We start from the raw sequence: 25,681 nt of genomic DNA on the forward strand, positions 1-25,681 counted from the left end.
GAGGTCATTCGCTGGCAAGCCAGCTCCTACAGGTGATGCAGCCACAGCCAACCGTCAGATCGCGTCCCGCGTCCCTACACCGTCCACCAGTCGCTGGATACCCAGCGGATTGGCGTTCTTCAGCGCATCCGGCAGCAGCGCGTCGGGGTAGTTCTGGTAGCACACCGGGCGCAGGAAGCGGTCGATGGCCAGGGAGCCGACCGAGGTTCCGCGGGCATCGGAGGTGGCCGGGTACGGGCCGCCGTGGACCATGGCGTCGCAGACCTCCACACCGGTCGGGTAGCCGTTGAGCAGCAGGCGCCCGGCCTTCTGTTCCAGCAGGCTGGTCAGTTCTCCGAAGCTGGCGAGGTCCGCCGGCTCGGCGATCAGGGTGGCGGTGAGCTGGCCGCGCAGGCCCTGGAGCGCGCGGGTGAGTTCAGCCTTGTCGGCCACTTCGACGACCACGGTGGTGGGGCCGAAGACTTCTTCCTGCAGCAGTTCATCACCTTCCAGCAGCAGGCTAACGTCGGCCTTGAACAGCTGGGCACGGGCCTGGCTGCCTTCCTGCACAGCGCCGGCCAGATGGCTGACGCCAGGGTGCCGATGGAGGTTGTCGAGTCCGTGGCAGTAACTCTTCAGGCCACCGGCGTTGAGCATGGTCTGGGCCGGCTGGTCGCCCATGAGGGCGGCGAAGCGTTCGAGGAAGGCGCTGAACTCCGGCGAGCGGATGCCGATCACCAGGCCCGGATTGGTGCAGAACTGCCCCGCCCCCAGCACCACGGAGGCAGCCAGTTCGGCGGCCACCTGCTCGCCACGGGCCTTGAGGGCTTCGGGCAGCAGCAGCACAGGGTTGATGCTGCTCATTTCCGCGAATACCGGGATCGGCTGCGGACGCGCGGCCGCCATGTCGCACAGGGCGCGGCCACCGTGCAGGGAGCCGGTGAAGCCCACCGCCTGGATGGCCGGGTGCTTGACCAGCCACTCGCCGACGCCGCCACCGTAGATCATGTTGAACACGCCCGCCGGCATGGCGGTTTTTTCCGCGGCGCGGACGATGGCGTCGGCCACCCATTCGGCAGTGGCCATATGACCGCTGTGGGCCTTGAATACCACCGGGCAGCCGGCGGCCAGGGCGGCGGCGGTGTCACCCCCGGCGGTGGAGAAGGCCAGCGGGAAGTTGCTGGCACCGAACACGGCTACCGGGCCGACGCCGATGCGGTACTGGCGCAGGTCCGGGCGCGGCAGCGGCTTGCGCTCGGGCAGCGCACGGTCGATGCGGGCAGCGTAGAAATCGCCACGACGCAGCACGCTGGCGAACAGGCGCATCTGGCCGCTGGTACGGCCGCGTTCGCCCTGGATACGGGCGGCGGGGAGCGCGGTTTCGCGGCAGACGACGGCGACGAAGTCATCGCCCAGGGCGTCCAGTTCATCGGCGATGGCGTCGAGGAACTCGGCGCGGCGGCTGGCGGGCAGGTTGCGGAAAACCGGATAGGCCGCTTCGGCGGCGCGGGCAGCGGCGTCCACTTCGGCCTCGGTGGCCTGGTGGAAGCTGTAGGGCAGCCTTTCGCCGCTGCTGGCATCGACGCTCTGCACGGTGATGCTGCCGGCGGCGCTGCGGCCGCCGGCGATGAAGTTGAAACCGGTGATGACGGTCATGTTCGTCTCCCTGACCTCGTGGGTTGAGGGTGGCCGCCGCGAGCGGTGGCCGGAAATGGATGAATCGCGCCAGGCACGCACCTCGTGGGCACGTGACTGACAGGCGCGAGGGGCTGCCACCGGCCGGGCCGGCGGCGGCCGGGTGCTAAAGCGAGCGGACGGCGCCGGCAGCCAGGTGTTCCTGCTCGGGTGCTATGCCGTTGATCAGGGGCGCACCGAACTCGGCCATCTCGATCTCGAAGCAATCGCCCGGACGGGCCTGGATGCCGTCAGCGAACGACAGGGTGGCGGTGCCGAAGTAATGCACGTGGACATCGCCCGGGCGCAGGAACTGCGCGTACTTGAAGTGGTGGTACTCAAGGTTTTCCAGGCTGTGGCACATATTGTCCTCGCCGGAGAGGAATTCCTTCTCCCAGATCACCTCACCTTCGCGGCGAATGCGGCTGGTACCCGCCAGATGCGCCGGCAGTTCGCCCACCCGGAGCTCCGGGCCGTAGGCGCAGAAACGCAGTTTGGAATGCGCCAGGTAGAGGTAGCTGCGGCGCTCCAGAACATGGTCGGAAAACTCGTTGCCGAGGGCGTAGCCCAGGCGGTACGGCTTGCCATCCTCCCCCACCACGTAAAGGCCCACCAGCTCGGGCTCTTCGCCCGCGTCTTCGGCGAATGCCGGCAGCGGGAAGTCGGCGCCCGGGCGCACGACGATGCCGCCATCGCCCTTGTAGAACCATTCCGGCTGCGCACCGACCTTGCCGGCGCCCGGCTTTCCGCCCTCTACGCCCCACTTGAACATGCGCATGGTGTCGGTCATGGCGGCCTCGTCCTGGGCCTTCTGCTGGTGCATCTTGTCGCGGGTGGAGGCGCTGCCCAGATGAGTCAGGCCGGTGCCGCTGACCAGGCAATGGGCCGGGTCTTCGTGGTCCAGCGGTGGCAGCACGCGGCGGGCATCCAGCAGTTCGCGGTAGCTCGGGCCGGGCTCGGTGCCACGGGCCAGGACTTCGTCTTGCAGGCTGCGGCTTGCGGCGATGGCGGCAAGGGCCAGGGCGCGGGTGGTGGCGACGCCTCGGACCACTTGGACCTGTTCGCCCTCGATCACACCCACCTGGCGCTGGCCGGCGGCATTCTCGAACTGGATCAGTCTCATGGCGATGATTCTCGTTGCAGGGTGTTGGCCGGGACTTTACGAATCCACCACGGGCCTGCCTAATGAGAGCTTCTGATCCCGCGATAACTTTTGCTCATCCCCCCTATGATCGCTTCCCTCCCCGCCCTGGTTTCCCGACTGCGCCTGAAGCAACTGCGTCTGCTCATCGCCCTGGACGAACAGGGCTCGCTGCACAAGGCCGCCGAGCAGGTGGCCATCACCCAGCCCGGCGCCACCAAGGCGCTGAACGAGATAGAGGCCGCCTTCGGCATGCGCCTGTTCAATCGCACCAGCCAGGGCCTGGAGGCCAACGACCTGGGCCGTTGCGCGATTCGTTACGCGCGGCTGATCCACACCGACCTGGCGCACCTGCGGGAAGAGATGATCGGCATTCTCCAGGGCCAGGGCGGGCGTATTTCCGTGGGCGCGGTGATGGGCGCCGTGCCACTGCTGGCGCGCAGCCTGGAACGACTGCGGGAAACCCAGCCGGAACTCTCCGTGGAGGTGGTGGAAGACACCAGCGCGCGTCTACTGGCGTTGATCGATCAGGGCCGCCTGGACCTGGCCGTCTGCCGCACCAGCGTCAGTCCCCGGCCGGACGCTTACGAGGCGCAGGTGCTCTATGGGGAGATACTGCGGGTCATGGCCAACCCCGCCCACCCGCTGGCCGGCGCCGAGTCGCTGGAACTGAAGGAGCTGGCCGCCTTCCCCTGGGTGGTCTTCCCGGCGAACATGCCCATGCGCCTGGTGCTGGAGCGCGAGTTCAGCCAGGCGGGCCTGGAATTCCCGCGCTACCCGCTGGAAACCGCATCGACCCTGGCCACGCTGATGCTGCTGCGGCAGAACCCGCAGCTGATTGCCCTGATGCCCGGGGAAGTGGCAGACGAGGCCATCCAGCTCGGCAGCCTCGCCTGCCTGCCGCTGGAATTGCGTTCGCGCAGCGAACCCTTCTCGGTGGTGATGCGCCGGGGCGCGCCGTTATCGGCGCCGGCACGCTTGCTGTGGCAGGCACTGGAGGCCGAAAGCACTTCCCGACCCGGAGCCTGAGGCCAGTGCGCCAATCGCTCCGCTACACGATTTCAACGTCACCCAGAGGACTCCCCCGATGCCCCATCTCGTCATCGAGTACAGCGCCAACCTCCCCGGCTTCGACGCCGCTGCCACCCTCGCCGCCTGCAACGACTTCCTCGCCGGCACCGGGCATTTCGCCGAGGCCGACATCAAGAGCCGCGCGGTGCGCCACGAGCACTTCCTGGTGGGCACCGCCGGCGACGGCCGCGCCTTCGTGCACGCCACCCTGTGGTTGCTTTCGGGCAGGCCGGAAAACGTCAAGCAGGCGCTGGGCCGGGGCGTGCTGGAAGCCCTGGAGGCGACCTTCATCAAGCCCGACGGGCTGGACGTGCAGCTGAGCGTGCAGCTGCAGGACATGGAGCGCAGCACCTACGCCAAGGCCTTCCTCTAGGCCGCCGGTCACTTGCCGGCAGCGCGCTTCATGCAGCTCTGGTAGCGGCCGTCCACCCGCTTGGCGAACCACTCGGTGGTGAGCTTGCGGGTGATCTTCGGGCTCTTCAGGTCGATGCCCGGCATCACTTCACGGGGCAGTTTGCGCCGCTCGATCTTCTCGGCCAGAGCGAAGACACGCTCATAAAGGTCGGTTTCCTCGAACGCCAGGCTGTCGCCCTTGAGCAGCGCGCGGCGGATGGCCGAGTCGCTGAGGTCCAGGTGTTTCTTCAGGGCGCGCACCGCGAGTTCGGTGGAACCCGCCTTGCTGGAACCGTGGATCACCAGATCGCCATCCAGTTCCAGGGGAATGCCCGAGGCCAGGCTCACGGCATTCTGGAAGGCGGCATTGCGGCTGGCATACCAACCGGCGTTGAAATCGGCGAAACGGTATAGCGGCTTCGAATAATGAGCCGGGTAGCCCAACAGATGAGCGATGCCGAAGTACATGCCGCCGCGCCGGGTGAAGACCTCCTCGCGAATGGAGCCCTTGAGCGGGTACGGGTAGTCCTTCGCGTTGGCTTCGGCGAAGGCGATGCTGACCTGCATCGGGCCACCGGTGTGCACCGGGTTGAAGTTGCCGAACAGCTTGCGGCCAAGCGGCACCATGTCGATGAAGTCGTCGAAGATGGCGCTCAGTTCCTTTTCCGTACGCGCGCGACTCAGGCGCTGGTCGTAGGTCTTGCCGGTGGGTGAGTCGATCTTCAGGGCGCTATTCACCACGAAGGCCGGCACATGCAGGCTGCCGGCACGACGCAGGATTTCCTGCCGGGCGATCTTCGCCAGCCCCGGTACGGGCGGGTCCACCTGGTAGGTGGACTCCTGCTCGGTGACCGCCAGCACGGCGCACAGGTTGCTGTCGCTGGGGCTGATGTCCTGGGCGGCGAAAGCAGCCTGGATGTCCGTGGCCCAGCCCTGGCGATCCGGCACCTTGGCCGGCATCAGCTTGACCACCTTGGCACGCACCTCGGCTGGCCGCAGCACCGGCTCCTGCGGGCGCTGAGTGCCGCAAGCCGCGAGGGTCAGAAGCGTGGAAAGTGTGAAGAAGCGTATGGCGAGGTTGTTCATGAAAGGGGCTGCCTTGCGGTTCATGCCGGCGAAACATGGCATGAAAGACAGCTGGCGCGCGAATTGATTTCAGCTTGCGATTCGGCGGGGCCCGCAAGATACGTTCCCCCTCTCCCCCACAAAGAACAAGCGGTCGGCTGTAGGGTGGGCTTCAGCCCACCATCGTAGGTCAGCGTGGGCTAAAGCCCACTCTACCAGGCTCCGAGGACCGACCGGGACTTCCTAGCAACAGCGACTAGCAGACCGAAGGTCTGTCCGTCGGGGCTGCCGGGGCAGCGTTGCCGCCCCTGGCGATTGAAATCGCCCCTTCTACAGAAATCGATCAGGCACCGCCACGGAAGCAGGAAACACCCCAGGCGGTGAGCTTGAACGGCAGGTGGTAATGCTGGGCGGCATCACTGGTGCCGAATCGGTAGACCAGCTCATCGAGGAACGGCGGCTCCGGCAGTTGCATTCCCCGGGCACGGTAGAAGTCCGCCACTTGCAGGCGGGCTTCGTAGACACCCGGAGGGCAGCGTTCGGCCAGCCCCGCCAGTTCACCGAGCAGGCCGTCAGACTTGATGCGGCCTGCGCAGATCAGCTCGCGATCCTCACCCTCCAGCCGCTCCAGGCGTACTTCCAGCCCTTCGGCCACGCGGCCGCTGGCGACGTCCACCACATGGATGGAGATGCCGCCATTCATGACCAGAAGCCTTCATGGGCGGCAGCGGCTTCGGACTCCAGCATCGGCCCCAATACCGCAATCTCACGCTGGCCACGGGCGAACACCTCGCGGCATGGCAGGGAGAAAGTGGGGTTCTCCGGATGGGCACCGGTCAGGCCTAGCAGCGCATGCTCCGACAGCGCGTAGACCACCCGGCCAATGCCGGTCCAGTACACCGCGCCGGCGCACATGCAGCAGGGTTCGGCGCTGGTGTAGAGGGTGCACCGGGCCAACTCTTCAGGGCTCAACACCTTGGCGGCAAGGGCGGCGGCAACCAGCTCGGCGTGCTGGGTCGGGTCGCCTTCGGGCGGCATGGAATTGTTGCCTGCCTGGGCGATCACCTTGCCGCTGCGGTCAGCCACCAGCGCGGCGAAGGGATGGCGGCCGCGCTCGCGGGACTCCTCGGAAAGGCGGATGGACAGGCGCAGCAGTTCCAGGTCGAGTTCGCTGACGCCGGCAGGTACGAGGTTGCTGAAAGTCATGGATAGCTCCTTGAGATTAAAGGCGCGAATGCGCGAATCAGTCGGCCAGCTCGGCAGCTTCGCCCCGGCTGGCCGGTTCCTCCCGGTTGAGCAGGAGGTTGAGGACGATGGCGCTGAGCGCGCCGAGGAAGATGCCGCTCTCCAGAACCAGGCGCAGGGCACCGTGGAAGTGCTCGAACAGCGCCAGGAAGGACATGGGCAGTACGCCGATGCTCACCGACACGGCCACCACCAGGGCATTGCGGGTGCCTTCGAAGCGCACCCGGGACAGCTCCTGGATGCCGGCCACCGTGGTCATGCCGAACATCACGATGGCGCAGCCGCCCAGCACCGGGGTGGGTACGGCGGCTATCAGCGCGCCCAGCTTGGGGAACAGCCCCATGAGGATCATCAGGCCACCGGCGGCAGCCACCACGAAGCGGCTCTTGATGTTGGAAAGGGCGATGAGGCCGGTGTTCTGGGTGAAAGCGTTGTAGGGGAAGCTGTTGAACAGGCCGCCGATCATGGTGGACAGGCCATCGGCGCGGAACGCATCGCCCAGGGTGCGCTGGGTGATGGCGCGGCCGGTGAGCTTGCCGATGGCCAGGCAGTTGCCGGTGGTCTCGGCCATGATCACCAGCATCGCCAGGGTCATGATGAGGATGGGCGTCAGGGAGAACTGCGGCACGCCGAAGGCCATGGGCGCGGACAGCTCGAACCAGGCCGCCTCCCCGACCCGGCTGAAGTCGGTCATGCCGAAGGCGGCGGCGATCAGGCTGCCCGCGACCAACCCGATCAGCACGCTGAGGTTGCCGACGAAACCGGAGAAGCGCGCATGGATCACCAGAGTGATCGCCACCGTCGCCAGACCCAGCAACAGGTTCGCCGGTTTGCCGAAATCCGCCGCGTCGGGGTTGCCGCCTCCCAGCCAGATGGCCGCTGCCGGCATCAGCGAAATGCCGATGATGGTGATCAGGCTGCCGATCACCACCGGCGGGAAGAAGCGCAGCAAGCGGCTGAACACCGGCGCCAGGAAAAGGGTGATGGCCCCGGCGGCGATCACCGCGCCGAACACGTTGGTCAGCCCGTAGGCCTTGCCGATCATGATCATCGGCGCCAGGGCGATGAAGGAGCAGGCCTGTACCAGCGGCAGGCGGGCACCGAAGCGCCAGAAGCCGAGGGTCTGGATCAGGGTGGCGATGCCGGAGGTGAGCAGGTTGGCGTTGATCAGCAGCACCACTTCGGCCGTGGAAAGGCCCAGGGCGCTGCCGAGGATCAGGGGCACGGCCACGGCGCCGGCATAGAGCACCAGCACGTGTTGAAGGCCGTAGGTGACGAGTTGGCGAGCGGGAAGTAGCTGGTCCACCGGATGGGGATGGCTCATGGAAGTTCTCCTGCAAAGCAACGTGTTCTTGTTTTTCGGTGTGGGTTGCCCAGCGATTCGAGGAGGCAGTGCTGGTTGGGCGAAATATTTCCCGCTTGATACCGATGGAACAAATGAATAACCATCGCCCCCATCGATGGATCAGAGGAGTAGCACCATGAGGTTTTCACTGGACCAGCTGCAGATGCTGGTCACCGTTGCCCAGGCGGGCTCCTTCTCCGCAGCCGCGCGGCGCCTGGGGCGAACCCAATCCACCATCAGCGCCGCCATCGCCAATCTGGAGGCGGACCTGGGGGTGGAGCTGTTCGACCGCTCCACGCGTATCCCCGCGCTGACCACGGCCGGACAGAAGCTGCTGCTGGAGGCCGAAGCGGTGCTGGAACGCTGCCTGGCCCTGGAAGGCCACGCCGACAGCCTGACGGAGGAAACCGAACCGAGCCTGACCCTGGCCATCGAGGTGCCCTACAACACAGTGATGCCGGTGCTCTGTGAGTTCGAACGGGCCTTTCCTTATGTGGACCTGATCATCCGCCACCCGGTGTATGGCGACGTCGCCAGCATGGTGCAGAAGGGCGAAGTGGAAATGGGCATCGCCTTCTCCCAGCCGGAGTACCCACGGGAACTGGAGTTCCAGCAACTGGGCAAGCTGATCATGGCGCACGTCACCCACCCCACCCACCCGCTGGCGCAGCTGCCCCAGGTCAGCTTCGCCGACCTGCACGCCCATCGCCGCCTGGCCTTCAGCGCCCACGCCAGCAAGCTGCCCAGCAGCGAATACCTGCGCGCGCCGCAGCTATGGCAGGCGGAAAGCTACATGGCTTTGCTGGAAATGGTACGGGCGGGGCTCGGCTGGGCCACCCTGCCCCGCCAGTTGATCCATCGTGAGCTGGCCAGCGGTGACCTGGTGGAACTGCAACTGGCGGCCTATCCGCACACGGACTGGTTGGTGGGCGTGGATCTGCTCTGGCCGCGCCGCCAGGGTCGCGGCAAGGCCAAGCGCTGGCTCAGGGAGCGGCTGATGCGCAACAAGGTGTTCGAACTGGATAGCCACGGCAAGGCGACCACGCTCTAGGACGGGGCTCCCCGTCCAGGCTAAAAGTCCAGCATTCTGAACATCCGTGTTAGATGCTGAACCGAAAAATATTTTTCGATCAATATAAAAATCTATAACTATCAACTAGTTAGCCATGAAAAACCGATAAAAATCGGCCATTATTTTTTACGTTTTCCACCGACATCGTTTGACATATTAAACGGCTCTGGCAGGCTATATGGCAGGTCCCGACCGGAAATCGCCCCGACGATTGCCGGCAGTGCTCGGGATCTCAGGTAGCCCCAAACCTCACTGGAGCGCCTGCACAACAACGATAGGCTGAGCCTGTCCCAAGGTGAAATATGTCCAACAGCAACATTGGCAATAAGAAACAGACCACTCGTAAACCGGTCGTCCTGATGTCCATGGGCGCCCAGGAACGCAAGGGCCACGACTACCAGGTGATGACCCACAAGTACATCACGCCGCTGGTAGAGTTCTCCAAATGTGTACCGGTCCTCGTGCCCACCTGCTGCGGCAGCGAAGACCTCGAGCAGTACCTCGATATGGCTGACGGCGTTTACCTCACCGGTGCCGGCAGCAACATCGACCCGACCCTCTACGGCCAGGAAAACCTGACCCCGGAGAAGGCTCAGGACAAGGATCGCGACCTCTTCGACCTGCCCCTGATTCGTGCTGCCATCAAGCGCGGCCTGCCGATTTTCGGCATCTGCCGCGGCATGCAGGAAATCAACGTCGCCCTGGGCGGCGACCTGTACCAGAAGATCTATGCCGAGGCCGGCTTCAACGACCATCGCGAAAACCCGGAAAATCCGGTGGACGTCCAGTACGCCCCCGCGCACAGCGTGCGTGTGGAGCAGAACAGCTGGCTGCATAAGGTTCTGGGCACTGACACCATCCAGGTCAACTCGCTGCACGGCCAGGGTCTGAAAACCCTCGGCAAGGGCATCGAGGCCATCGCCCGGGCCGAAGACGGTCTGGTGGAAGCCATTCATGCGCCTACCCTCTCGCCCTTCCTCTTCGCGGTGCAGTGGCACCCGGAATGGCAGGCAGCGAAGAACCCCGATTCGGTGAAGATCTTCGAAGCCTTCGGTGAAGCCTGCCGCAATCAGGTGGAGCGCAAGTCCAAGGGCAAGACGCTCGACCACGTAGCCTGATCCACCCGTTCATGAGAAGACCCGGCAAACGCCGGGTTTTTTCATTTCCGCTGAACCGATGCATGGGCATCGGGCGTACCAGCAGATTGCAAGCCCGCCCTAGGACCCGGCGCGCTGCGCCTTTGCCAGTTTCGCCAGCCAGAGCGTCAGCACCACCATCAGGCACATGCAGGCAAAAGCCAGCCAGGCGTTGGGCCAGAGCAATGGCATGCCGAACAGGATCAGGCTGTCGTTGCCGCCCGGAACCAGGGTTGCCCCCACCCCCATCAGCGCCCCGCCGCAGAAGCACTTCAGCAGGTCGCGCAGGCTGGGCCAGCGGTGCTCCCACAACCCGGCGCTCCAGCCGCCCAGCAGCGCACCGGCGAACATCGCCGGAAGCAACAGGCCGCGCAGGCCGAGCGCCATGAAACGTCCGGTGGCCAGTTCGGCGAGGATGTCGGTGTAGGCCCAGGCGCCGACACAGACGAACAGCAGCAGGAAGCTGACGCCAAGCACGATGGTGGCGTGATGGGGCGACCAGAGGGACACATTGACCGAGCCGTTGTAACGGTTCCAGGCCAGCCAGCCCAGCCGCGCCACCAGGGCAGCGATGATCAGGGGTACCAGGCCGATGGGCACCCGCTGCATCCATTCGGGAATCGCCACCGGCATCGCCGACATCATGCCCAGCCCGTGCCCGGCCAGGCCGAAGCCGGCGAGAAAACCCGGCGGCGTCGCCAGCCAGGCCCATTGCCCGGAGCCGATCCGCGCCACCACGCCGAACGCACAGCCGCCATTGAGAAAGGCGCCGACTCCCAGCAAGGCACCGCCCAGCGCGGCATGCCAGTGCAGCGGGAAGCCCATGGGCACCATGGGCAGGTGATCGAGGGCGCGCAGCAGGACGAAGCCGCCCAGCACCCAGAGGGAGGTTTCCAGCAACGCGCGAAAGCGCGCCCAGCGGCGCCTGTGCACCACTTCTTCCAGCGCAGCCACCAGACAGGTGCCGCCGCGCTGCACGGCAAAGCCCATCAGCAGGGCCAGAAGCACGCTTGCCAGCAGGATCACGCCCTTGCCCTCCGCAGGCCGGGTCTTACGCAAAGATTAGCGGACCTTGCGCGCGCGACGCACCGCCGCCGTCTTCACCTTCCATCGTTGCAAATGCACTTCTAGCACTGCGTCAAAGCCTCTAGCATGGCCGCACCAACTGCCCATGGAGAGTCACAGTGACCATCGAAATCCGCCCAGCCCGCCCTGAAGACGCCCAACAGATCCTCGACTTCATCATCGAACTGGCGGTTTATGAGCGGGCCGGTCATGAGGTCATCGCCAGCGTCGAAGACATCCGCCGTACGCTGTTCGCCGAGAACGCGCCGTCCCGCGCGCTGATCTGCCTGAAGGACGAGCGGCCGATCGGCTACGCGGTGTACTTCTACAGCTACTCCACCTGGCTGGGGCGCAACGGCATCTACCTGGAAGACCTCTACATCACGCCGGAACAGCGCGGCATCGGCGCCGGCCGCCAGCTGCTGCGCGCAATCGCCCGTGAAGCCCTGGCCAACGACTGCGGCCGCCTGGAGTGGAGCGTGCTGGACTGGAACCAGCCCGCCATCGACTTCTACCGCTCCATCGGTGCCCTGCCCCAGGACGAGTGGATTCGCTACCGCCTGGATGGCGATGCCCTGCGGGAGTTCGCCGAAAGCAACGGCTGACACCCGCTCCTGTTCACATTCCAGCCCCGGAGCCCGGTGCTTCGGGCTGCATCCGAAGCGACAAAGCCTTGCAGCGGCCCCACGAAGCATTCGCGGACGCTGGCCTTTGTCTTTGCCTGTGCGAAAATGGCGAAATTGCAGAAAAGATGTCGCTGGAGACTGTATGGAAATTCTGGATTACGAAGACAGCCTTGAAACCTATCTGGGCGAACTGAGCGGAAAGAAGATCACGATAGTTTCCGCCTTCGCCAGCGGCACCGAGCCCCTGATCGACCAGCTGATCGAGAACGGCAACCAGCTGGACATCCTGGTCGGCTCCATCAACTCGCTCACATCTCCCGATTTCATCGATCACTGCCTGAATGAAGCCAACCCGGACCTTGCCCTGACGGTGGACTTTCGCTACCAGGCGAGCGTGAACTGGAAGCTCTACCTGATCGAGCCGGACGTGGTCATCGTCGGCAGCGCCAACCTCACCCAGGTAGGCGTCAGCCTGGTGCGCGACACCTGCACCCTGATCAACGATGCCGCCCTGTACGAGGCCTACCTGGCCCGCGTCCAGGCCCTCAAATCCATCGATGGCGTGCTGGCCTGCGACCACTCGCAAGCCTTCGAGGATGCGCTGGACACCTACCGGCAGAACCACCGCCGCATGCAGGCGGGCCTGGCGCGCAGCGCAGACTACCTGGACAGCGAAGGCTGGCTGGGCGACGACATCAACCAGAGCATTCCGCTCTTCATCTGGTACAGCGATCACTCGCAACAGTCCGAAGACGTGGCGCGCGATTACCTCAAGTCCAGCAGCGACGGCGTGGCCTGGGACGATGTCCGCGAGTTCTTCACCTACGAATGCGCCGAAGGCGCCCTGCCCTACGAGGAAGGCGACGTGGTGCTGACCGCGCGCTGCAACGGCTCGCACATCGGTTTCTACACCTTCGACCGCATCCTGTACCGCGACGGCACCTACTACATCTACGCCTACCGCAAGAAGCGCTACACCCAGCCGTTCAAGCTGGAGGGCGACCGCGAACTGCTCAAGGAAGCCATTCCGAAGTGGTACGAAGACGGCCGCACCGAAATCAACCGCGCCGACATCCTGCGCGTCATCCGTTGATCCCGCTGCCGAGGGGACGGCTTCGCCGTCCTGTCGCGAATGAATTCGCCCCCACAAGGAATGGCCATCCCGGCCCAGCCCTGTGGGGGCAATTTTCATCCCTACGAAAAAGACCACGCCTCGGCACCAACCCTGTAGGGGCGACTTCAATCGCCAAGCGGACCGCAGGTTCGGCCCCTCGGCCTTGCAGGGGGCAGCTTCGCCGCCCTTGGCGAAGGAAATCGCCCCCACAAGGAAAGCAATGAACCGCCCGGGAATATCAGGAACCGACGCTGTCCAGCTGGTCACGAATGCGCCGATTGAGCACGACCAGGCGGCGGGTGACCTCGTCCGTGTCCTTCGGCTTGTCGCCGGCACTCAACTGGCGTGCGCAAAGATTCAGCGCGGAAAGCACCATCAGTTCGTTGGCGGTGACATAGGGGAATTTCTTCTTGTTGGCGGCGATCTCCGCCTGCAGCATCGCTGCCGCGTCCTGCAGCACCTGCTCTTCGCCGGCCGGTGCCTTGATGTTGTACTCGCGCCCCAGGATGCGCAGCACACGGACGCTGTCGGTACTCATGCGCTGGTGCTGGCACGGCCCTCGCTGACGCGGCGGACCAGGGCCTGCAGGCGTTCGGCGGTGGCGTTGCTCTTCTCTTCCTGCTCCATCATCGCCAATTGCAGGCTGTCGTTCTCTTCGCGGACCTTGCGCAGCTCGGCACGGATGCGGGCGTTGTCTTCGGCGATGCCCTGGTTCTGTTGCAGGAGCTCGCTCACGAGCTGTTCGAGTTGTACGAGGGTGCTGTCCAGCATGGTTGTCTCCCGGACGGATGAAAATGGCCGCGGAGCATAATGAAAAGCCCCCTTTCTGGCCAGGGAAAATAAGGGTGATCAGACAGAACGTATGCTGTCAGTTCAATGGCTTAGATCGTTTTCTTCACATTGAACTCACAATACGAACCAAGCCGTTCCCGACGCGCGCGCCGGGACGATGACGAGTAGAATCCTGCAGTTGAAAAAGGTTCCGAGGTTGCAGCGGTGGAGTTACAGCAAGGGTTCGTCCTGACCCGGCATTGGCGGGACACGCCCGAGGGGACGGAAGTCGAATTCTGGCTGGCCACCGACAGCGGTCCGCGCCAGGTACGCCTGCCCGTGCAGACTTCGGTCGCCTTCATTCCCGCCGAGCATCGCGAGCGCGCCGAAACCCTGCTGCGCGGCGAGAAGGACGTGGAGCTGCGCCCCCTCGCCCTGTGCGACTTCCAGCACCGCCCGGTGCTGGGCCTGTACTGCAAGCAGCACCGCCAGCTGATGCGCCTGGACAAGGCCCTGCGCAAGGCCGGGGTGGATGTGCTGGAAGCCGATATCCGCCCGCCCGAGCGCTACCTGATGGAGCGTTTCATCACCGCCCCCGTACTCTTCGGCGGCACACCGGATGACAACGGCATCCTGCTGGACGCCCAGCTCAAGCCGACCCCCGACTACCGCCCAACGCTCAGGCTGGTATCGCTGGACATCGAGACCAGCGAACGTGGCGAGCTCTACTCCATCGCCCTGGAAGGCTGCGGCCTGCGCCAGGTCTACATGCTCGGCCCGGCCAACGGCGACGCAAGCGAAGTCGACTTCCAGCTCGATTACCGCGACAGCCGCGCCGCCCTGCTGGAAGCCCTGAACCAGTGGCTGGCCGAGCACGACCCGGACGCCATCATCGGCTGGAACCTGGTGCAGTTCGACCTGCGCGTGCTGCAGGCCCACGCCGAGAAACTGAAGGTACCGCTGCTCCTGGGCCGTGGCGGCGACCCCATGGGCTGGCGCGAGCATGGCAGCGGCAACAACCACTACTTCGCCGAGGCCAGCGGGCGCCTGATCATCGACGGCATTGAGGCGCTGCGCTCGGCCACCTGGAGCTTCCCCTCCTTCAGCCTGGAAAGCGTCGCCCAGACCCTGCTCGGCGAAGGCAAGGCGATCGACACGCCCTACCAGCGCATGGATGAGATCAACCGCATGTTCGCCGAGGACAAGCCCGCCCTGGCGCGCTACAACCTCAAGGACTGCGAGCTGGTCACGCGCATCTTCGAAAAGACCGGGCTGCTCCACTTCCTGCTGGAACGCGCCACGGTCACCGGGCTGGCCACCGACCGCAGCGGCGGCTCGGTGGCGGCATTCACCCACCTCTACATGCCGCTGATGCACCGCCTGGGCTTCGTCGCCCCCAACCTCGGCGAGAAGCGCCCCGAAGCCAGCCCCGGCGGCTTCGTCATGGATTCGCGCCCGGGCCTGTACGAATCGGTCCTGGTGCTGGACTACAAGAGCCTATACCCCTCGATCATCCGCAGCTTCCTGATCGACCCGGTGGGGCTGATCGAAGGCCTGCGCCAGCCGGACGACGAACACTCGGTGCCGGGCTTCCGCGGCGCCCGCTTCTCCCGTACCCGGCACAGCCTGCCGGCCATCGTGGAGCGGGTCTGGCAGGGCCGCGAGGCAGCCAAGCGCGAGGGCAACAAGGCCTTGTCCCAGGCGCTGAAGATCATCATGAATGCTTTCTACGGCGTACTCGGCTCCAGCGGCTGCCGCTTCTTCGACCCGCGCCTGGCCTCCTCCATCACCATGCGCGGCCACGAGATCATGCGGCGCACCCGCGAGCTGATCGAGGCCCAGGGCTACAGCGTGATCTACGGCGACACCGACTCCACCTTCGTCTGGCTCAAACGGCCCCACGGGGAAGACGACGCGGCGCGCATCGGCCGAAGCCTGGTGCAGCAGGTCAACCAGTGGTGGCGCGAGCACCTGATGCAGGAATACGGCCTGGAAAGCGCCCTGGAATTGCAGTTCGAAACCCACTACCAACGCTTCCTGATGCCCACCATCCGCGGTGCCGAGGAAGGCAGCAAGAAGCGCTACGCCGGCCTGGTGCAGCGCGCCGACGGCAGCCGGGAAATGGTCTTCAAGGGCCTGGAAACCGTGCGCACCGACTGGTCGCCCCTGGCGCAGCAGTTCCAGCAGGAACTCTACCAGCGCATTTTCAAGCACCAGCCGTACCGGGAATACGTGCGCGAGTACGTGGAGAAGACCCTCGCCGGGGAACTGGACGAACTGCTGGTCTATCGCAAGCGCCTGCGCCGCCAGCTCGACGACTACACCCGCAACGTGCCGCCCCACGTCCGCGCGGCGCGCATGGCCGACGAGTTCAACGACCGCCAGGGCCGGCCGCGCCAGTACCAGAACGGCGGCTGGATCAGCTACCTGATCACGGTGAACGGCCCGGAACCGCTGGAGACGCGCAGCTCTGCCATCGATTACGACCACTACCTGACCCGCCAGCTGCAACCGGTGGCAGACGCCATCCTGCCCTTCGTAGGCGATGACTTCGCTTCGCTGATCGACAGGCAGATGGCGTTGTTCTAGGGGCAGTAGCGCAAAGGTCCGCTGACCCGGATCTTGTGGGGGCGATTTCAATCGCTAAAGCGGACCGCAGGTTCGCCCTTCGGCCCTTCGGGGGCAGCTGCGCCGCCCTTTGCGAATGAATTGGCCCCCACACAAAAGAGAGAACCTTGTGTGGACCGCTCTCAGATCGAGATCAGCCCATGCTCCAGGGCGTACTTCACCAGGGCGGCGGGCGTGTCGATGTTCAGCTTGCGGCGGATGCTGAGGCGGTAGGTCTCCACCGTGCGAACGCTGATATCCAGCTCGCGGGCGACTTCCTTGTTGTTCAGCCCCTTGGCGAGCATCGACAGGACCTGAAGTTCGCGCGGGGTGAGTTCGTTCTCGTCGCGGATGTTGGTGGCCAGCTTGCGGGCGATTTCCGGGCTGTAGAAGCTGCCGCCGGCGACGATGGCCTCGATGGCGGCGATCAGTTCCTGGGATGGCGCGTTCTTCAGCACGTAGCCGAAGGCGCCGGCATTGATGGAGCTGCGCACGTACTCCTGGTTGTCGTACATGCTGAGGATGAGGATCTTGATGCCCGGATAGAGGCTGCACAGCCTGCGGGTCAGCTCCAGGCCGTTCATGTCCCTGAGGCCAACGTCCACCAGCAACAGGTCCAGTTCGGTGGAGGCAACAAGTTCCAGCGCCGCCTCCCCGGATTCGGCCTCGGCCACCACCTCGAAGTGGGGCATGGCCGAGAGCAGGGATTTCAAGCCATCGCGCACCAGCACATGGTCATCGATCAGCGCAATTCTGATGGGTTGCGGCAAGCTCATCACGGCCTCTGGGGGTCACGAAGCGGGCCGTCAGGCCCGCTGCAAGGGAATCTCGACCTGCAATTCCGTGCGGCCGCTCATCGAAGACAGAGTGAAGGTGCCGTGGTGATGGTCGACCCTCTCCCTGATATTGCGCAGCCCGATTCCCTGGCTCCGATCCATCAGGCGGGGGTCGAACCCCACGCCGTTGTCCTCCACACGCAGAGCAATGGCACCCTGGCTGGAGGCGAGCGAGATTATAGCGGCGCTGGCCCTGGAGTGGCGTTCGATGTTGCCCAGGGCTTCCTGGATGATGCGGAACAGCGTGACGCGCACGTCCATGTCCAGGCTGCTGTCGTCCAGCCCGCGCTCATACTGGGTGCGGACCCCCGTACGCTGCTCGAACTCGCGCACCAGCTGCTCGATGGCCGGCGACAGGCCGAGGGTGTCCAGCAACGATGGCCGCAGATCGTGGGAGATACGGCGGATTTCGCCGATGGCCTCACCGAGCCGCGCAGTCCCCGCGCGCAGGTTCTCCAAGCCCTTGCCCTGCCCGTTCTCCAGCTCCAGGCTGGCCAGTTCGAACTGGAACTTGATGGAAACCAGCTGCTGGCTGATGCCATCGTGCAGTTCGCGAGACACCCGCGAGCGCTCCTCTTCCTGCAGGTTGACGATGCGCTGGTTGAGGGCGGAGAGCTTGCGGTCGGCCAGGCGATGTTCGGAGAAATTCAGCATCAGGCCGCCGGTGAACACCACCAGCACAGCGATCAGCGAAAAGGACGCGATGGCCAGCACCGTGGTCAGCACCCCCGTGGCCACCTCCTGGCGCGACTTCCGGGTGGCCACCTCCACGTCGTCGATGTAGATGCCGGTGCCCAGCATCCAGCCCCAGCGATCCAGCATCACCACGTAGGAGAGCTTCTCGGTCACCTGGCCGGTGGACGGCTTATCCCAGGTGTAGAGTTGGTAACCGTCGCCCTTGCTGGCGCTTTCGAGCAGCGCCTGGATCACCGGCAGGCCGTTCTTGTCCTTCATGCCGATGAGCTCCTTGCCCACCAGGTTGGCCTGCCGCGGGTGCATCAGGTTCTTGCCGTGGCGATCGTAGACGAAGAAGTAGCCGTCCAGCCCGAAGTTCGCCCGCGACAGCATGTGCAGCGCCTGCTGCCTGGCCTCCTCATCGTCCCGGCCGCTGTCGTACAGAGGCGCGATCAGGCTGAGGGCCAGCTCCAGGTAGTTTTTGAGCTCGGCTTTCTTGGCGGCCATGATGCTGCTTTCCACCAGCCTGGCCTGATCCTCTTCCAGCTTGCGACTCTGGGCGAACACCAGCACGCAGATGAACAGCACCGAGACGATGAGCGGCAGGACGCTGAGGGTGACGATCTTTTGTTTGAGTTGCATGGCCATTCACTTCACAACCTGGCTGAGACCGCACGCGTCATCGTGGAAGTCGCTTTTCACTTCCACCGCTGCTGCCTGTATCGAGGCCGTTGGTGGATCGGTGAAGCGTGATCCACCCTGCGAAAGCCCCGTGTACTGGCGAGGTCACAGCTGCGACGCTTCGAACCCCGCACGGATCTTCTCTTCCGGCAGCTGGTCGCCGATGAAGACCATCACGCTCTCGCGCGCCTCGCCGTCCTGCCACTCGCTGTCCCAGTCGAAACCGTAAAGTCGCAGCACGCCCTGGAACACCAGGCGGCGCGGCTCGCCGTCGACGCAGAGCACGCCCTTGTAGCGCAGCAGGGAATTGCCGTGCTCTTCCAGCAGCCCTTCCATGAAGCTGCTGAGTTTGTCCATGTCCAGCGGGCGCTCGCTCTTGAGCACCAGGGTGCCGATGCGATCCGGCGTCGCCGCCGGCGAGAGCGGACGCAGACTCAGTGCCGGGCCGACGTCGGCATTGAGGTTGAAGCCGCGCACGTCGAGCAACTCGGCCAGGTCGATGCGGCCGTGGTCCACCACGCGGATCGGCGCGCGGCGGTTGATGCGGGACAGGCGCTGGCAAAGGGCATCGAAGTGCGCCTCGTCCACCAGGTCGCGCTTGCTCACCAGGATGCGGTCGGCAAAGCCCACCTGGGCCTGGGCCATGGTTTCCTGCAGGTGGCGTTCGGCGTTCGCCGCGTCCACCAGGGTGATGATGCCGTCCAGCACGTAGCGCTCGCAGAGTTCTTCGTCAGCGAAGAAGGTCTGCGCCACCGGCGCCGGGTCGGCCAGGCCGGTGCACTCGATCACCAGCCGGTCGAAGGCCAGCTCGCCGGCGTCCAGGCGTTCCAGCAGCAGGAACAGCGCCTTCTCCAGCTCCACGTGGATGGAGCAGCAAACGCAGCCGTTGGCCAGGGTCATCACCTGCACGGCCTGATCGCCCAGCAACTGGCCGTCGATGGGGGTTTCGCTGAACTCGTTCTCGATCACCGCGATCTTCAGGCCGTGCTCGGCCTTGAGGATGTGCTTGAGCAGGGTGGTCTTGCCGGCACCGAGAAAGCCGCTGAGCACGGTGACCGGAATGGGGAGATGGGCAGACATCAGGCAATCCTCGAAATCAGGTTTCAACCCGTAGGAGCGAGCTTGCTCGCGAACAGTTCTTCGCGAGCAAGCTCGCTCCTACAAAAAAGGTGGTTCCGGGGGATGACCGGAAACAAGAGCGCCACGGCTAGGCGTGGCGCTCAGGTTACCGCATCGGGGGGTTCAACAGCAGCGTACGGGCCGTCCCTTGCCGCCGCCATAACGCGCCTCCTGGCGCTCGCGGAAGAACTCCTCGTAACTCATCACCGGCTTGTCCGGGTGCTTGTTCTGCATGTGCTCGACGTAGGTGTCGTAGTCGGGCATGCCCACGAGCATGCGCGCGGCCTGCCCAAGGTACTTACCCATGCGGCTGAGGTCATTGAACATGCTCGTGGTCTCCTCAAGCGTCCGGAACCGGCTGGAACGGCGATTCCTTGTCGGTGCGCTCGGACTTCAGCCAGGCGCTGCGGCCGACCTTGATGGCGTAGAACAGGATGCTCAGCACCACGAAGAGGAACAGCGCGGTCAGGGTCGCGTTGGTGTAGGCATTGAAGATCACATGCTGCATCTGCCCCATGTCCTTGGCCGGAGCCAGGATCTGGCCAGAGGCGGCGGCATCGCTGTACTTCCGGGCCAGGGCCAGGAAGCCGACGGCCGGGTTCGGGTCGAGCAGTTTGATCAGGCCTGCGGTGGTGGTGCAGATCAGCAGCCACAGGGCCGGCAGCAGGGTCACCCAGACGTAGCGCTGGCGCTTCATCTTGATCAGCACCACGCAGCCCAGCATCAGGGCGATACCGGCGAGCATCTGGTTGGAGATGCCGAACAGCGGCCACAGGGTGTTGATGCCGCCCAGCGGATCGACCACACCCTGGTACAGCAGCCAGCCCCAGAGGGCCACGCAACCGGCGGTGGCGATGAGGTTGGCGGTCCAGGACTCGGTTTTTTTCAGGGCCGGGATGAAGTTACCCAGGAGGTCCTGCAGCATGAAGCGACCGGCACGGGTACCGGCGTCCACCGCGGTGAGGATGAACAGCGCCTCGAAGAGGATCGCGAAGTGGTACCAGAAGGCCATGGTGTTCTCACCCGGCAGCACCTGGTGGAGGATCTGCGCGATACCCACGGCCAGGGTCGGCGCACCGCCGGCGCGGGCCAGGATGCTGTGCTCACCGATATCGGTGGCGGTCTGCTGCAGCACTTCCGGGGTGATGGCGAAGCCCCAGCTGCTGACGGTGGCCGCCACGGCGTTCACGTCGGTGCCCACCAGCGCGGCCGGGCTGTTCATGGCGAAGTACACGCCCGGCTCGATCACCGAGGCGGCGACCATGGCCATGATGGCGACGAAGGACTCCATCAGCATGCCGCCGTAACCGATGTAGCGGGCGTGGGTTTCGTTGGCCAGCAGCTTCGGCGTGGTGCCGGAGCTGATCAGCGCGTGGAAGCCGGAGACCGCGCCGCAGGCGATGGTGATGAACAGGAACGGGAACAGGGTGCCCTTCCACACCGGGCCGGTGCCGTCGACGAACTGGGTCAGCGCCGGCATTTTCAGCTCGGGGGCGATGATCAGGATGCCGATGGCCAGGCCAACGATGGTGCCGATCTTGAGGAAGGTCGACAGGTAGTCACGCGGCGCGAGGATCAGCCACACCGGCAGCACGGCAGCGACGAAACCGTAGCCGATCAGCATCCAGGTGATCTGCACGCCGGTGAAGGAGAAGGCCGGGCCCCAGACCGGGTCGGCGGCAACCTGGCCACCGAGCCAGATGGAGGCCAGCAGCAGGACCACGCCGATGACGGAAATCTCGCCGATGCGGCCCGGGCGGATGTAGCGCATGTACACGCCCATGAACACCGCGATGGGGATGGTCGCCATCACCGTGAACATGCCCCACGGGCTTTCGGCCAGGGCTTTCACCACGATCAGCGCCAGCACCGCGAGGATGATGATCATGATCAGGAAGCAGCCGAACAGCGCGATAGTGCCCGGGATCCGGCCCATCTCTTCGCGGACCATGTCCCCAAGGGATCGGCCGTTACGGCGGGTAGAGAGGAACAGCACCATGAAGTCCTGCACCGCACCGGCCAGGACCACGCCGGCGATCAGCCAGAGGGTGCCGGGCAGGTAGCCCATCTGCGCGGCGAGTACCGGGCCCACCAGCGGACCGGCACCGGCGATGGCGGCGAAGTGGTGACCGAAGAGGATGTGCTTGTTGGTCGGAACGTAGTCCAGACCGTCGTTGTTCAACACCGCAGGTGTTGCACGGGAGGGGTCCAGCTGCATCACCTTGTTGGCGATGAACAGGCTGTAGTAGCGGTAGGCAATCAGGTAGATCGCGGTTGCAGCAGTAACGATCCAGAGGGCGTTGATCGCTTCGCCCCGACGCAGTGCCACGGTGCCCAGCGCGAATGCGCCCAGCAGGGCAACAGCGAACCAGGCAATTCGGGAAGCCAGTTGGGTCATGGAATGATCTCCTGCCGCGTGGGGTTACCTGCGGCGGCTCTTGTTGTTGTTTATGCCCGGACAGGGGCAGCCGACACTATCGACGCCCGGCGCCTGTGGAGGAATTCGCACAACTACGAAGCACAGCTACGTAGTACTACGTAGCCAGCATGCCCCTTCTCGGGGCACGGGGCTTTCCTGTTGGGGGCAGCTGCGCTGCCCTTGGCGAATGAATTCGCCCCTTCAAAAAGCCGTTCACCACCGGATTCACCTGTGAGGGCCATTTCAATCGCAAAGCGGACCGCAGGTTCGCCCTGAAACCCTGTAGGGGGCAGCTTCGCTGCCTTTAGCGAATGAATTCGCCCCCACAAGAAAAGCCAATCCCGGCACAAACCCTGTAGGGACGATTTCAATCGCCAAGCGAACCGCAGGTTCGCCCTTCAATCGCTCGCTGCAGCCGAAAGCGGCGCCCCCTCCCTCCGGAGAGAGAGGGAGCCATCAGTGGAAGATAAAAGACCAGGACTTCAAGGCATGGCCGGAGGTTCGGCTGGCGGCGGGTTATCGACCGGAGGTTGATCGTCCGGCAGAACGTTCCTGGCCCGGGGGATGCCCGCCGCGAACCAGCTCTGATTGGCCGCATTGCGAATCAGCAGCACGGGGCTGTCGCATGGGGTTGGTGGTGCGGGGGTGAATACATCGCGGATCACGAAGTCACCCTCTTCGGTCAGCGGCACGCCGACCGGGTTGGTACTGTGCTCCGTGAACGGCTCCGCCGCGCCGCAGAACAGCGTGGCGAATACCGACTGTCCGGTAGCCCTGCCGATGTTGTTGCCCCCACCCAGGATCAGGCCACGGCCGAATGCCACAAGGTCACCGGCCGCGCTTACCCGCGCATCGAAGGTGCGGATCACCCAGATCTGCCCGGCTGGCTGCACGCCGCGCACCAGGTTGCGGTTGACCACGGTGGCGATAGCGTCCACGCCCTGCCCGCTGGAAACCGGCAACACGCCGATACCGCCCCTGAAGCGCAGCACGGCATTTGCGGCGGCCGGATCACCGGCAGCCGGGTCACCGGCAGCCAGGGCAGTAGCCCCCAGCGCTGCAGCGAGCAGCAGGACGGGAATGGTGAGGGCTGTCGTTCTTTTCATGTCGGTACCTCCTCTCTGGCGCCCAACGGGATGTCCGGCGGGTCGCCGCAATAGGGAGAGAGGGAGTAGTCCATGAACCCTTGTGACAAGGGCAAGCGGGGCTCGTGACCTGAGGGCCTCTGGAAATGAAAAAGCCGCTGCAGGGTCGCTGGCCGTGATGGGGTGGACCGGGCGAACCACCTCTCTCCTCCGGTTGGTGGATGGGCCTTGCGCCGCGTCAGAAAAACGCTGGGCCCCACCTTCCGTCAGAGCCGGCACGAACACGAACTACAGGATGGCGAGGGTGCGAAACTCTGGATGTATTGCACGAAGCAATATATGCCCGTGCCACCAGCCCCCCGGCCCGCCTGTCCTGTGATGGCGTCCTGGCACTGCCCTTCGTCGGGAAAACGCCCTGCCCGCTCCGCCAAGGGCTGCCGACCCGAGGGTCGGCAGCCAACGGCCATCAGAAGCTGAAGTCCACCTTGGTCCAGAGGGTGCGCCCTGGCTCGTTGATGGCCACCGCATCGGCCGGGAAGCCGAAACCAGCATCCCCGGCGCGGTTCAGGTGTTCCGCATAGGCCTTGTCGAAGAGGTTGTCGACACCCGCGCTGACCTTCAGCTGCGGGCTCAGGCGGTAGGCGGCGTTGAGGGAGAACACGCCGAAACCGGCACTTTTGCCGAAGTCCTGCCCCACCACGTTGCCCTTGCCTTCGGCCACGCGGTTCTGCGCGGCCACCACGCGCCACAGGGCGCCGGCGCTCCAGTCGTCCTGTTCGTAGGTAAGGCCGAGGCGTACCTCCAGCGGCGGCATCTGCGGCAGGGCCTCGTCGTCCGAGCTGTTCTTGCCCCAGGCATAGGCCAGGGTGGCGTCGGTCTTCCAGTGGTGATCCAGACGCCAGGCCGCCCCCAGCTCGCCCCCCATGATGCGGGCGTCGATGTTCTCGGCGCGGGAGGTGGCGCCCATCATCCCCGGCGTGTAGGTGAAGAGAATGTAGTCGCGCACCTGGCCGACGTAACCCGACGCCCAGGCTTCCAGGTCGCCGCCCTGGTACTGCACGCCGAAGTCGAACTGGGTGGTCTTCTCCGGCTTCACCCCGTCGAAGGCATTGGCCGAGCCGGCCGGGCCGTGTCCCGGCGAGAACAGCTCCCAGTAGTCGGGGAAGCGCTGCACATGGCCAAGCCCGGCGTAGAGGGTGGTGGGCGAATCGGCCAGGTCGTGCTCGAAGCGCGCGAAACCGCTGGGCAATGTGTCGGTGCGGGTTGCGCCGAACGTGGGGTTGGCCCGCCCCATCTTGCCGCTGGTGGCGCGCGAGTCCTCGGCAGAGGCACGGTCCAGGCGACCGCCGGCCACCAGGCGGTTGCGCGGCGCGACGTTCCAGGTGGTCTCGGAGAACAGGCCGTAGTTGTGGAACAGCGCGTCCTTGCTCCAGGGGAACTGGTCGGCGTCGGTGAAGCGGCCACTCATCATGTCGAAGCGCGAGCTGCGCTTGCGGTGCTCGCTGCGCATCAGGTCCAGCCCGGCCACCCACTCCACGTCGGTCCACCTTAACGTGGCCGCGAAACGTCCGCCCACCGTGCGGCGGTCGACGTTCGAGGCCATCGGCATGGGCATCGAGCTGCTGGGGTCGGGGCTGCGCAGGCGGAAGTTGTCCATCACGTGGTCGGCGTAGTTGTAGTAGAGCTGCGCCTCCAGCTTGTCCAGCACGCCGCCGAGGTTGTCGCGCTCGAAACGCAGGCCAAGGCTTTCGCGCAGGAACTGGCTGCCGTCCATGCCGCGGCCGGCGTAGCGCGCCTCACCGTCGCCCTTGCCGGCGGTGAGCTCCACCAGGGTGTCTGGGTCCGGCGTCCAGCCCAGGGCCAGGTCGCCATTCCACTTGTTCCAGCGCGACGGCACGGTATCGCCATTGCCGTCTTCGTAGTCGTCCGCCTGGGCCTGGTTGCCCACCACGCGCAGGTAGCCGAGCTCGCTGCCCAGGGAGCCGTCCAGCACCTTGTCGAAGCGGCCGCTGGAGCCCGCCAGCACGCTGCCGCGCAGCCGACTGCCGAGTTCGCCGAAGCGTTCCGGCTCGCGGTCGAAACGCACGGTGCCGGCCGACGCGCCGGGGCCCCAGAGCACGGTCTGCGGCCCTTTGATCACAGTGAGCCGGTCGAAGGTTTCCGGGGAGATGTAGGAACTCGGCGCGTCCATCCGTCCCGGGCAGGCGCCGATCATCAGGCCGCCGTTGGTGAGCAGGTTGAGCCGCGAGCCGAACATGCCGCGCAACACTGGGTCGCCATTGGTGCCGCCGTTGCGGATGGCGGAGAAGCCGGGAATGGTTTTCAGGTAGTCGGCCGCGTCGCTGGCGGGAACCGGCTGACGGGCGTCCTTCGGATCCGCCACCACGGTCAGGGGCGAACTCTGCTGCACGGCAGTGACGACAGTGGGCTCGATTTCTTCCGGCATTCGCTCCTCGCTCAGGCTGAGCCCGGACAGGGTCAGGCCGAGGAACAGGGTGAAAGGACGGGTGCAGTGGCGCGCAACAGCGCGGCCGTGTGGATTGGTCTGTTTCATGAGTCTTC

The 25,681-nt window shown here is 65.2% G+C and carries 23 protein-coding genes; 7 read left to right on the forward strand and 16 right to left on the reverse strand.

Annotated features, from left to right (window positions below; all coding sequences use genetic code 11):
- Positions 1 to 54: 54 nt before the first annotated feature.
- Together ACFW0B_RS12730 and araD1 are read right to left on the reverse strand one after the other, a co-directional pair.
- The gene (locus ACFW0B_RS12730; protein ID WP_449148624.1) at positions 55 to 1,635 is read right to left on the reverse strand and encodes an aldehyde dehydrogenase (NADP(+)); all 1,581 of its coding nucleotides are present in this window, start codon (positions 1,633 to 1,635) and stop codon (positions 55 to 57) included.
- 145 nt (positions 1,636 to 1,780) lie between these two features.
- Positions 1,781 to 2,776 (reverse strand): AraD1 family protein, encoded by a 996-nt coding sequence (gene araD1 / locus ACFW0B_RS12735; RefSeq protein ID WP_449148626.1) that lies wholly within the window; start codon positions 2,774 to 2,776, stop codon positions 1,781 to 1,783.
- A gap of 105 nt (positions 2,777 to 2,881) precedes the next feature.
- On the opposite strand from araD1, the gene ACFW0B_RS12740 reads away from it, so the two are divergent.
- Together ACFW0B_RS12740 and ACFW0B_RS12745 are read left to right on the forward strand one after the other, a co-directional pair.
- A complete protein-coding gene (locus ACFW0B_RS12740; RefSeq protein ID WP_449148628.1) occupies positions 2,882 to 3,823 on the forward strand; it encodes a LysR family transcriptional regulator in 942 nt (313 codons plus the stop codon).
- Positions 3,824 to 3,881: 58 nt separating this feature from the next.
- A complete protein-coding gene (locus ACFW0B_RS12745) occupies positions 3,882 to 4,238 on the forward strand; it encodes a 5-carboxymethyl-2-hydroxymuconate Delta-isomerase (protein WP_449148630.1) in 357 nt (118 codons plus the stop codon).
- 8 nt (positions 4,239 to 4,246) lie between these two features.
- Here the strand turns inward: ACFW0B_RS12745 and ACFW0B_RS12750 are convergent, their stop codons facing one another.
- From ACFW0B_RS12750 to ACFW0B_RS12765, 4 genes are all read right to left on the reverse strand, one after another.
- Positions 4,247 to 5,344, reverse strand: coding sequence for a DUF1615 domain-containing protein (locus ACFW0B_RS12750; protein WP_449148632.1), 1,098 nt, complete (start codon positions 5,342 to 5,344; stop codon positions 4,247 to 4,249).
- A gap of 322 nt (positions 5,345 to 5,666) precedes the next feature.
- Positions 5,667 to 6,026, reverse strand: a complete 360-nt coding sequence (locus ACFW0B_RS12755) for a hydroxyisourate hydrolase (RefSeq protein WP_449148634.1) — start codon at positions 6,024 to 6,026, stop codon at positions 5,667 to 5,669.
- A complete protein-coding gene (locus tag ACFW0B_RS12760; protein WP_449148636.1) occupies positions 6,023 to 6,529 on the reverse strand; it encodes a nucleoside deaminase in 507 nt (168 codons plus the stop codon). The genes ACFW0B_RS12755 and ACFW0B_RS12760 overlap by 4 nt, the downstream gene beginning before the upstream one ends.
- Before the next feature lie 37 nt (positions 6,530 to 6,566).
- The gene (locus ACFW0B_RS12765) at positions 6,567 to 7,892 is read right to left on the reverse strand and encodes a nucleobase:cation symporter-2 family protein (protein ID WP_449148638.1); all 1,326 of its coding nucleotides are present in this window, start codon (positions 7,890 to 7,892) and stop codon (positions 6,567 to 6,569) included.
- 157 nt (positions 7,893 to 8,049) lie between these two features.
- On the opposite strand from ACFW0B_RS12765, the gene ACFW0B_RS12770 reads away from it, so the two are divergent.
- On the forward strand, positions 8,050 to 8,964 hold the full coding sequence (locus ACFW0B_RS12770; protein WP_449148640.1) for a LysR family transcriptional regulator: 915 nt from the start codon (positions 8,050 to 8,052) through the stop codon (positions 8,962 to 8,964).
- Between the two features lie 323 nt (positions 8,965 to 9,287).
- Positions 9,288 to 10,103, forward strand: coding sequence for a gamma-glutamyl-gamma-aminobutyrate hydrolase family protein (locus tag ACFW0B_RS12775; protein WP_449148642.1), 816 nt, complete (start codon positions 9,288 to 9,290; stop codon positions 10,101 to 10,103).
- Between the two features lie 99 nt (positions 10,104 to 10,202).
- Here the strand turns inward: ACFW0B_RS12775 and ACFW0B_RS12780 are convergent, their stop codons facing one another.
- Entirely contained in the window at positions 10,203 to 11,180 is a 978-nt protein-coding gene (locus tag ACFW0B_RS12780; protein ID WP_449148644.1) for a YeeE/YedE thiosulfate transporter family protein, read from the reverse strand.
- Between the two features lie 125 nt (positions 11,181 to 11,305).
- Between ACFW0B_RS12780 and ACFW0B_RS12785 the strand changes: the two genes are divergently transcribed.
- Together ACFW0B_RS12785 and ACFW0B_RS12790 are read left to right on the forward strand one after the other, a co-directional pair.
- Entirely contained in the window at positions 11,306 to 11,791 is a 486-nt protein-coding gene (locus ACFW0B_RS12785) for a GNAT family N-acetyltransferase (protein WP_449148646.1), read from the forward strand.
- 163 nt (positions 11,792 to 11,954) lie between these two features.
- A complete protein-coding gene (locus ACFW0B_RS12790) occupies positions 11,955 to 12,905 on the forward strand; it encodes a phospholipase D family protein (RefSeq protein WP_449148648.1) in 951 nt (316 codons plus the stop codon).
- A 259-nt stretch (positions 12,906 to 13,164) separates the two neighbouring features.
- Here ACFW0B_RS12790 and ACFW0B_RS12795 read toward each other — a convergent pair whose 3' ends face one another.
- Positions 13,165 to 13,464, reverse strand: a complete 300-nt coding sequence (locus ACFW0B_RS12795; RefSeq protein WP_449148650.1) for a cell division protein ZapA — start codon at positions 13,462 to 13,464, stop codon at positions 13,165 to 13,167.
- The gene (locus ACFW0B_RS12800) at positions 13,461 to 13,697 is read right to left on the reverse strand and encodes a hypothetical protein (RefSeq protein WP_449148652.1); all 237 of its coding nucleotides are present in this window, start codon (positions 13,695 to 13,697) and stop codon (positions 13,461 to 13,463) included. Before ACFW0B_RS12800 ends, ACFW0B_RS12795 begins: the two co-directional genes overlap by 4 nt.
- A 225-nt stretch (positions 13,698 to 13,922) precedes the next feature.
- On the opposite strand from ACFW0B_RS12800, the gene ACFW0B_RS12805 reads away from it, so the two are divergent.
- Positions 13,923 to 16,286 carry a DNA polymerase II gene (locus ACFW0B_RS12805; RefSeq protein WP_449148654.1) on the forward strand — a complete coding sequence of 788 codons (2,364 nt, stop codon included), beginning with the start codon at positions 13,923 to 13,925 and terminating at the stop codon, positions 16,284 to 16,286.
- Between the two features lie 161 nt (positions 16,287 to 16,447).
- On the opposite strand, the gene ACFW0B_RS12810 is transcribed toward ACFW0B_RS12805, so the two are convergent.
- The 7 genes from ACFW0B_RS12810 to ACFW0B_RS12840 form a co-directional block, all read right to left on the reverse strand.
- The gene (locus tag ACFW0B_RS12810; protein ID WP_449148656.1) at positions 16,448 to 17,080 is read right to left on the reverse strand and encodes a response regulator; all 633 of its coding nucleotides are present in this window, start codon (positions 17,078 to 17,080) and stop codon (positions 16,448 to 16,450) included.
- Positions 17,081 to 17,110: 30 nt separating this feature from the next.
- Positions 17,111 to 18,457 (reverse strand): cache domain-containing protein, encoded by a 1,347-nt coding sequence (locus ACFW0B_RS12815; protein WP_449148658.1) that lies wholly within the window; start codon positions 18,455 to 18,457, stop codon positions 17,111 to 17,113.
- A gap of 144 nt (positions 18,458 to 18,601) precedes the next feature.
- Positions 18,602 to 19,576: a GTPase gene (yjiA, locus tag ACFW0B_RS12820; protein ID WP_449148660.1), complete on the reverse strand. Its 975-nt coding sequence runs from the start codon at positions 19,574 to 19,576 to the stop codon at positions 18,602 to 18,604.
- A gap of 162 nt (positions 19,577 to 19,738) precedes the next feature.
- Positions 19,739 to 19,942: a YbdD/YjiX family protein gene (locus ACFW0B_RS12825; protein ID WP_280371970.1), complete on the reverse strand. Its 204-nt coding sequence runs from the start codon at positions 19,940 to 19,942 to the stop codon at positions 19,739 to 19,741.
- A 13-nt stretch (positions 19,943 to 19,955) separates the two neighbouring features.
- Complete coding sequence (locus ACFW0B_RS12830; protein ID WP_449148663.1) at positions 19,956 to 22,013, reverse strand: carbon starvation CstA family protein; 2,058 nt, start codon at positions 22,011 to 22,013, stop codon at positions 19,956 to 19,958.
- Positions 22,014 to 22,516: 503 nt separating this feature from the next.
- Entirely contained in the window at positions 22,517 to 23,140 is a 624-nt protein-coding gene (locus ACFW0B_RS12835) for a hypothetical protein (protein ID WP_449148665.1), read from the reverse strand.
- 445 nt (positions 23,141 to 23,585) lie between these two features.
- A complete protein-coding gene (locus tag ACFW0B_RS12840) occupies positions 23,586 to 25,673 on the reverse strand; it encodes a TonB-dependent copper receptor (RefSeq protein WP_449148667.1) in 2,088 nt (695 codons plus the stop codon).
- Positions 25,674 to 25,681 lie beyond the last annotated feature (8 nt).

This window comes from Metapseudomonas phytobenefica, assembly GCF_043392685.1.
Lineage (GTDB): Bacteria > Pseudomonadota > Gammaproteobacteria > Pseudomonadales > Pseudomonadaceae > Metapseudomonas.

Bases quoted from the DNA above. Each gene is read 5' to 3' on its own strand.
- ACFW0B_RS12815 (WP_449148658.1), bottom strand. From the start codon at position 18,457: ATGCAACTCAAACAAAAGATCGTCACCCTCAGCGTCCTGCCGCTCATC.
- ACFW0B_RS12755 (WP_449148634.1), bottom strand. From the start codon at position 6,026: ATGAATGGCGGCATCTCCATCCATGTGGTGGACGTCGCCAGCGGCCGC.
- ACFW0B_RS12745 (WP_449148630.1), top strand. From the start codon at position 3,882: ATGCCCCATCTCGTCATCGAGTACAGCGCCAACCTCCCCGGCTTCGAC.
- yjiA (WP_449148660.1), bottom strand. From the start codon at position 19,576: ATGTCTGCCCATCTCCCCATTCCGGTCACCGTGCTCAGCGGCTTTCTC.
- ACFW0B_RS12800 (WP_449148652.1), bottom strand. From the start codon at position 13,697: ATGCTGGACAGCACCCTCGTACAACTCGAACAGCTCGTGAGCGAGCTC.
- ACFW0B_RS12730 (WP_449148624.1), bottom strand. From the start codon at position 1,635: ATGACCGTCATCACCGGTTTCAACTTCATCGCCGGCGGCCGCAGCGCC.
- ACFW0B_RS12740 (WP_449148628.1), top strand. From the start codon at position 2,882: ATGATCGCTTCCCTCCCCGCCCTGGTTTCCCGACTGCGCCTGAAGCAA.
- ACFW0B_RS12795 (WP_449148650.1), bottom strand. From the start codon at position 13,464: ATGAGTACCGACAGCGTCCGTGTGCTGCGCATCCTGGGGCGCGAGTAC.
- ACFW0B_RS12770 (WP_449148640.1), top strand. From the start codon at position 8,050: ATGAGGTTTTCACTGGACCAGCTGCAGATGCTGGTCACCGTTGCCCAG.
- ACFW0B_RS12765 (WP_449148638.1), bottom strand. From the start codon at position 7,892: ATGAGCCATCCCCATCCGGTGGACCAGCTACTTCCCGCTCGCCAACTC.
- araD1 (WP_449148626.1), bottom strand. From the start codon at position 2,776: ATGAGACTGATCCAGTTCGAGAATGCCGCCGGCCAGCGCCAGGTGGGT.
- ACFW0B_RS12750 (WP_449148632.1), bottom strand. From the start codon at position 5,344: ATGAACAACCTCGCCATACGCTTCTTCACACTTTCCACGCTTCTGACC.
- ACFW0B_RS12790 (WP_449148648.1), top strand. From the start codon at position 11,955: ATGGAAATTCTGGATTACGAAGACAGCCTTGAAACCTATCTGGGCGAA.
- ACFW0B_RS12825 (WP_280371970.1), bottom strand. From the start codon at position 19,942: ATGTTCAATGACCTCAGCCGCATGGGTAAGTACCTTGGGCAGGCCGCG.
- ACFW0B_RS12830 (WP_449148663.1), bottom strand. From the start codon at position 22,013: ATGACCCAACTGGCTTCCCGAATTGCCTGGTTCGCTGTTGCCCTGCTG.
- ACFW0B_RS12810 (WP_449148656.1), bottom strand. From the start codon at position 17,080: ATGAGCTTGCCGCAACCCATCAGAATTGCGCTGATCGATGACCATGTG.
- ACFW0B_RS12840 (WP_449148667.1), bottom strand. From the start codon at position 25,673: ATGAAACAGACCAATCCACACGGCCGCGCTGTTGCGCGCCACTGCACC.
- ACFW0B_RS12835 (WP_449148665.1), bottom strand. From the start codon at position 23,140: ATGAAAAGAACGACAGCCCTCACCATTCCCGTCCTGCTGCTCGCTGCA.
- ACFW0B_RS12775 (WP_449148642.1), top strand. From the start codon at position 9,288: ATGTCCAACAGCAACATTGGCAATAAGAAACAGACCACTCGTAAACCG.
- ACFW0B_RS12760 (WP_449148636.1), bottom strand. From the start codon at position 6,529: ATGACTTTCAGCAACCTCGTACCTGCCGGCGTCAGCGAACTCGACCTG.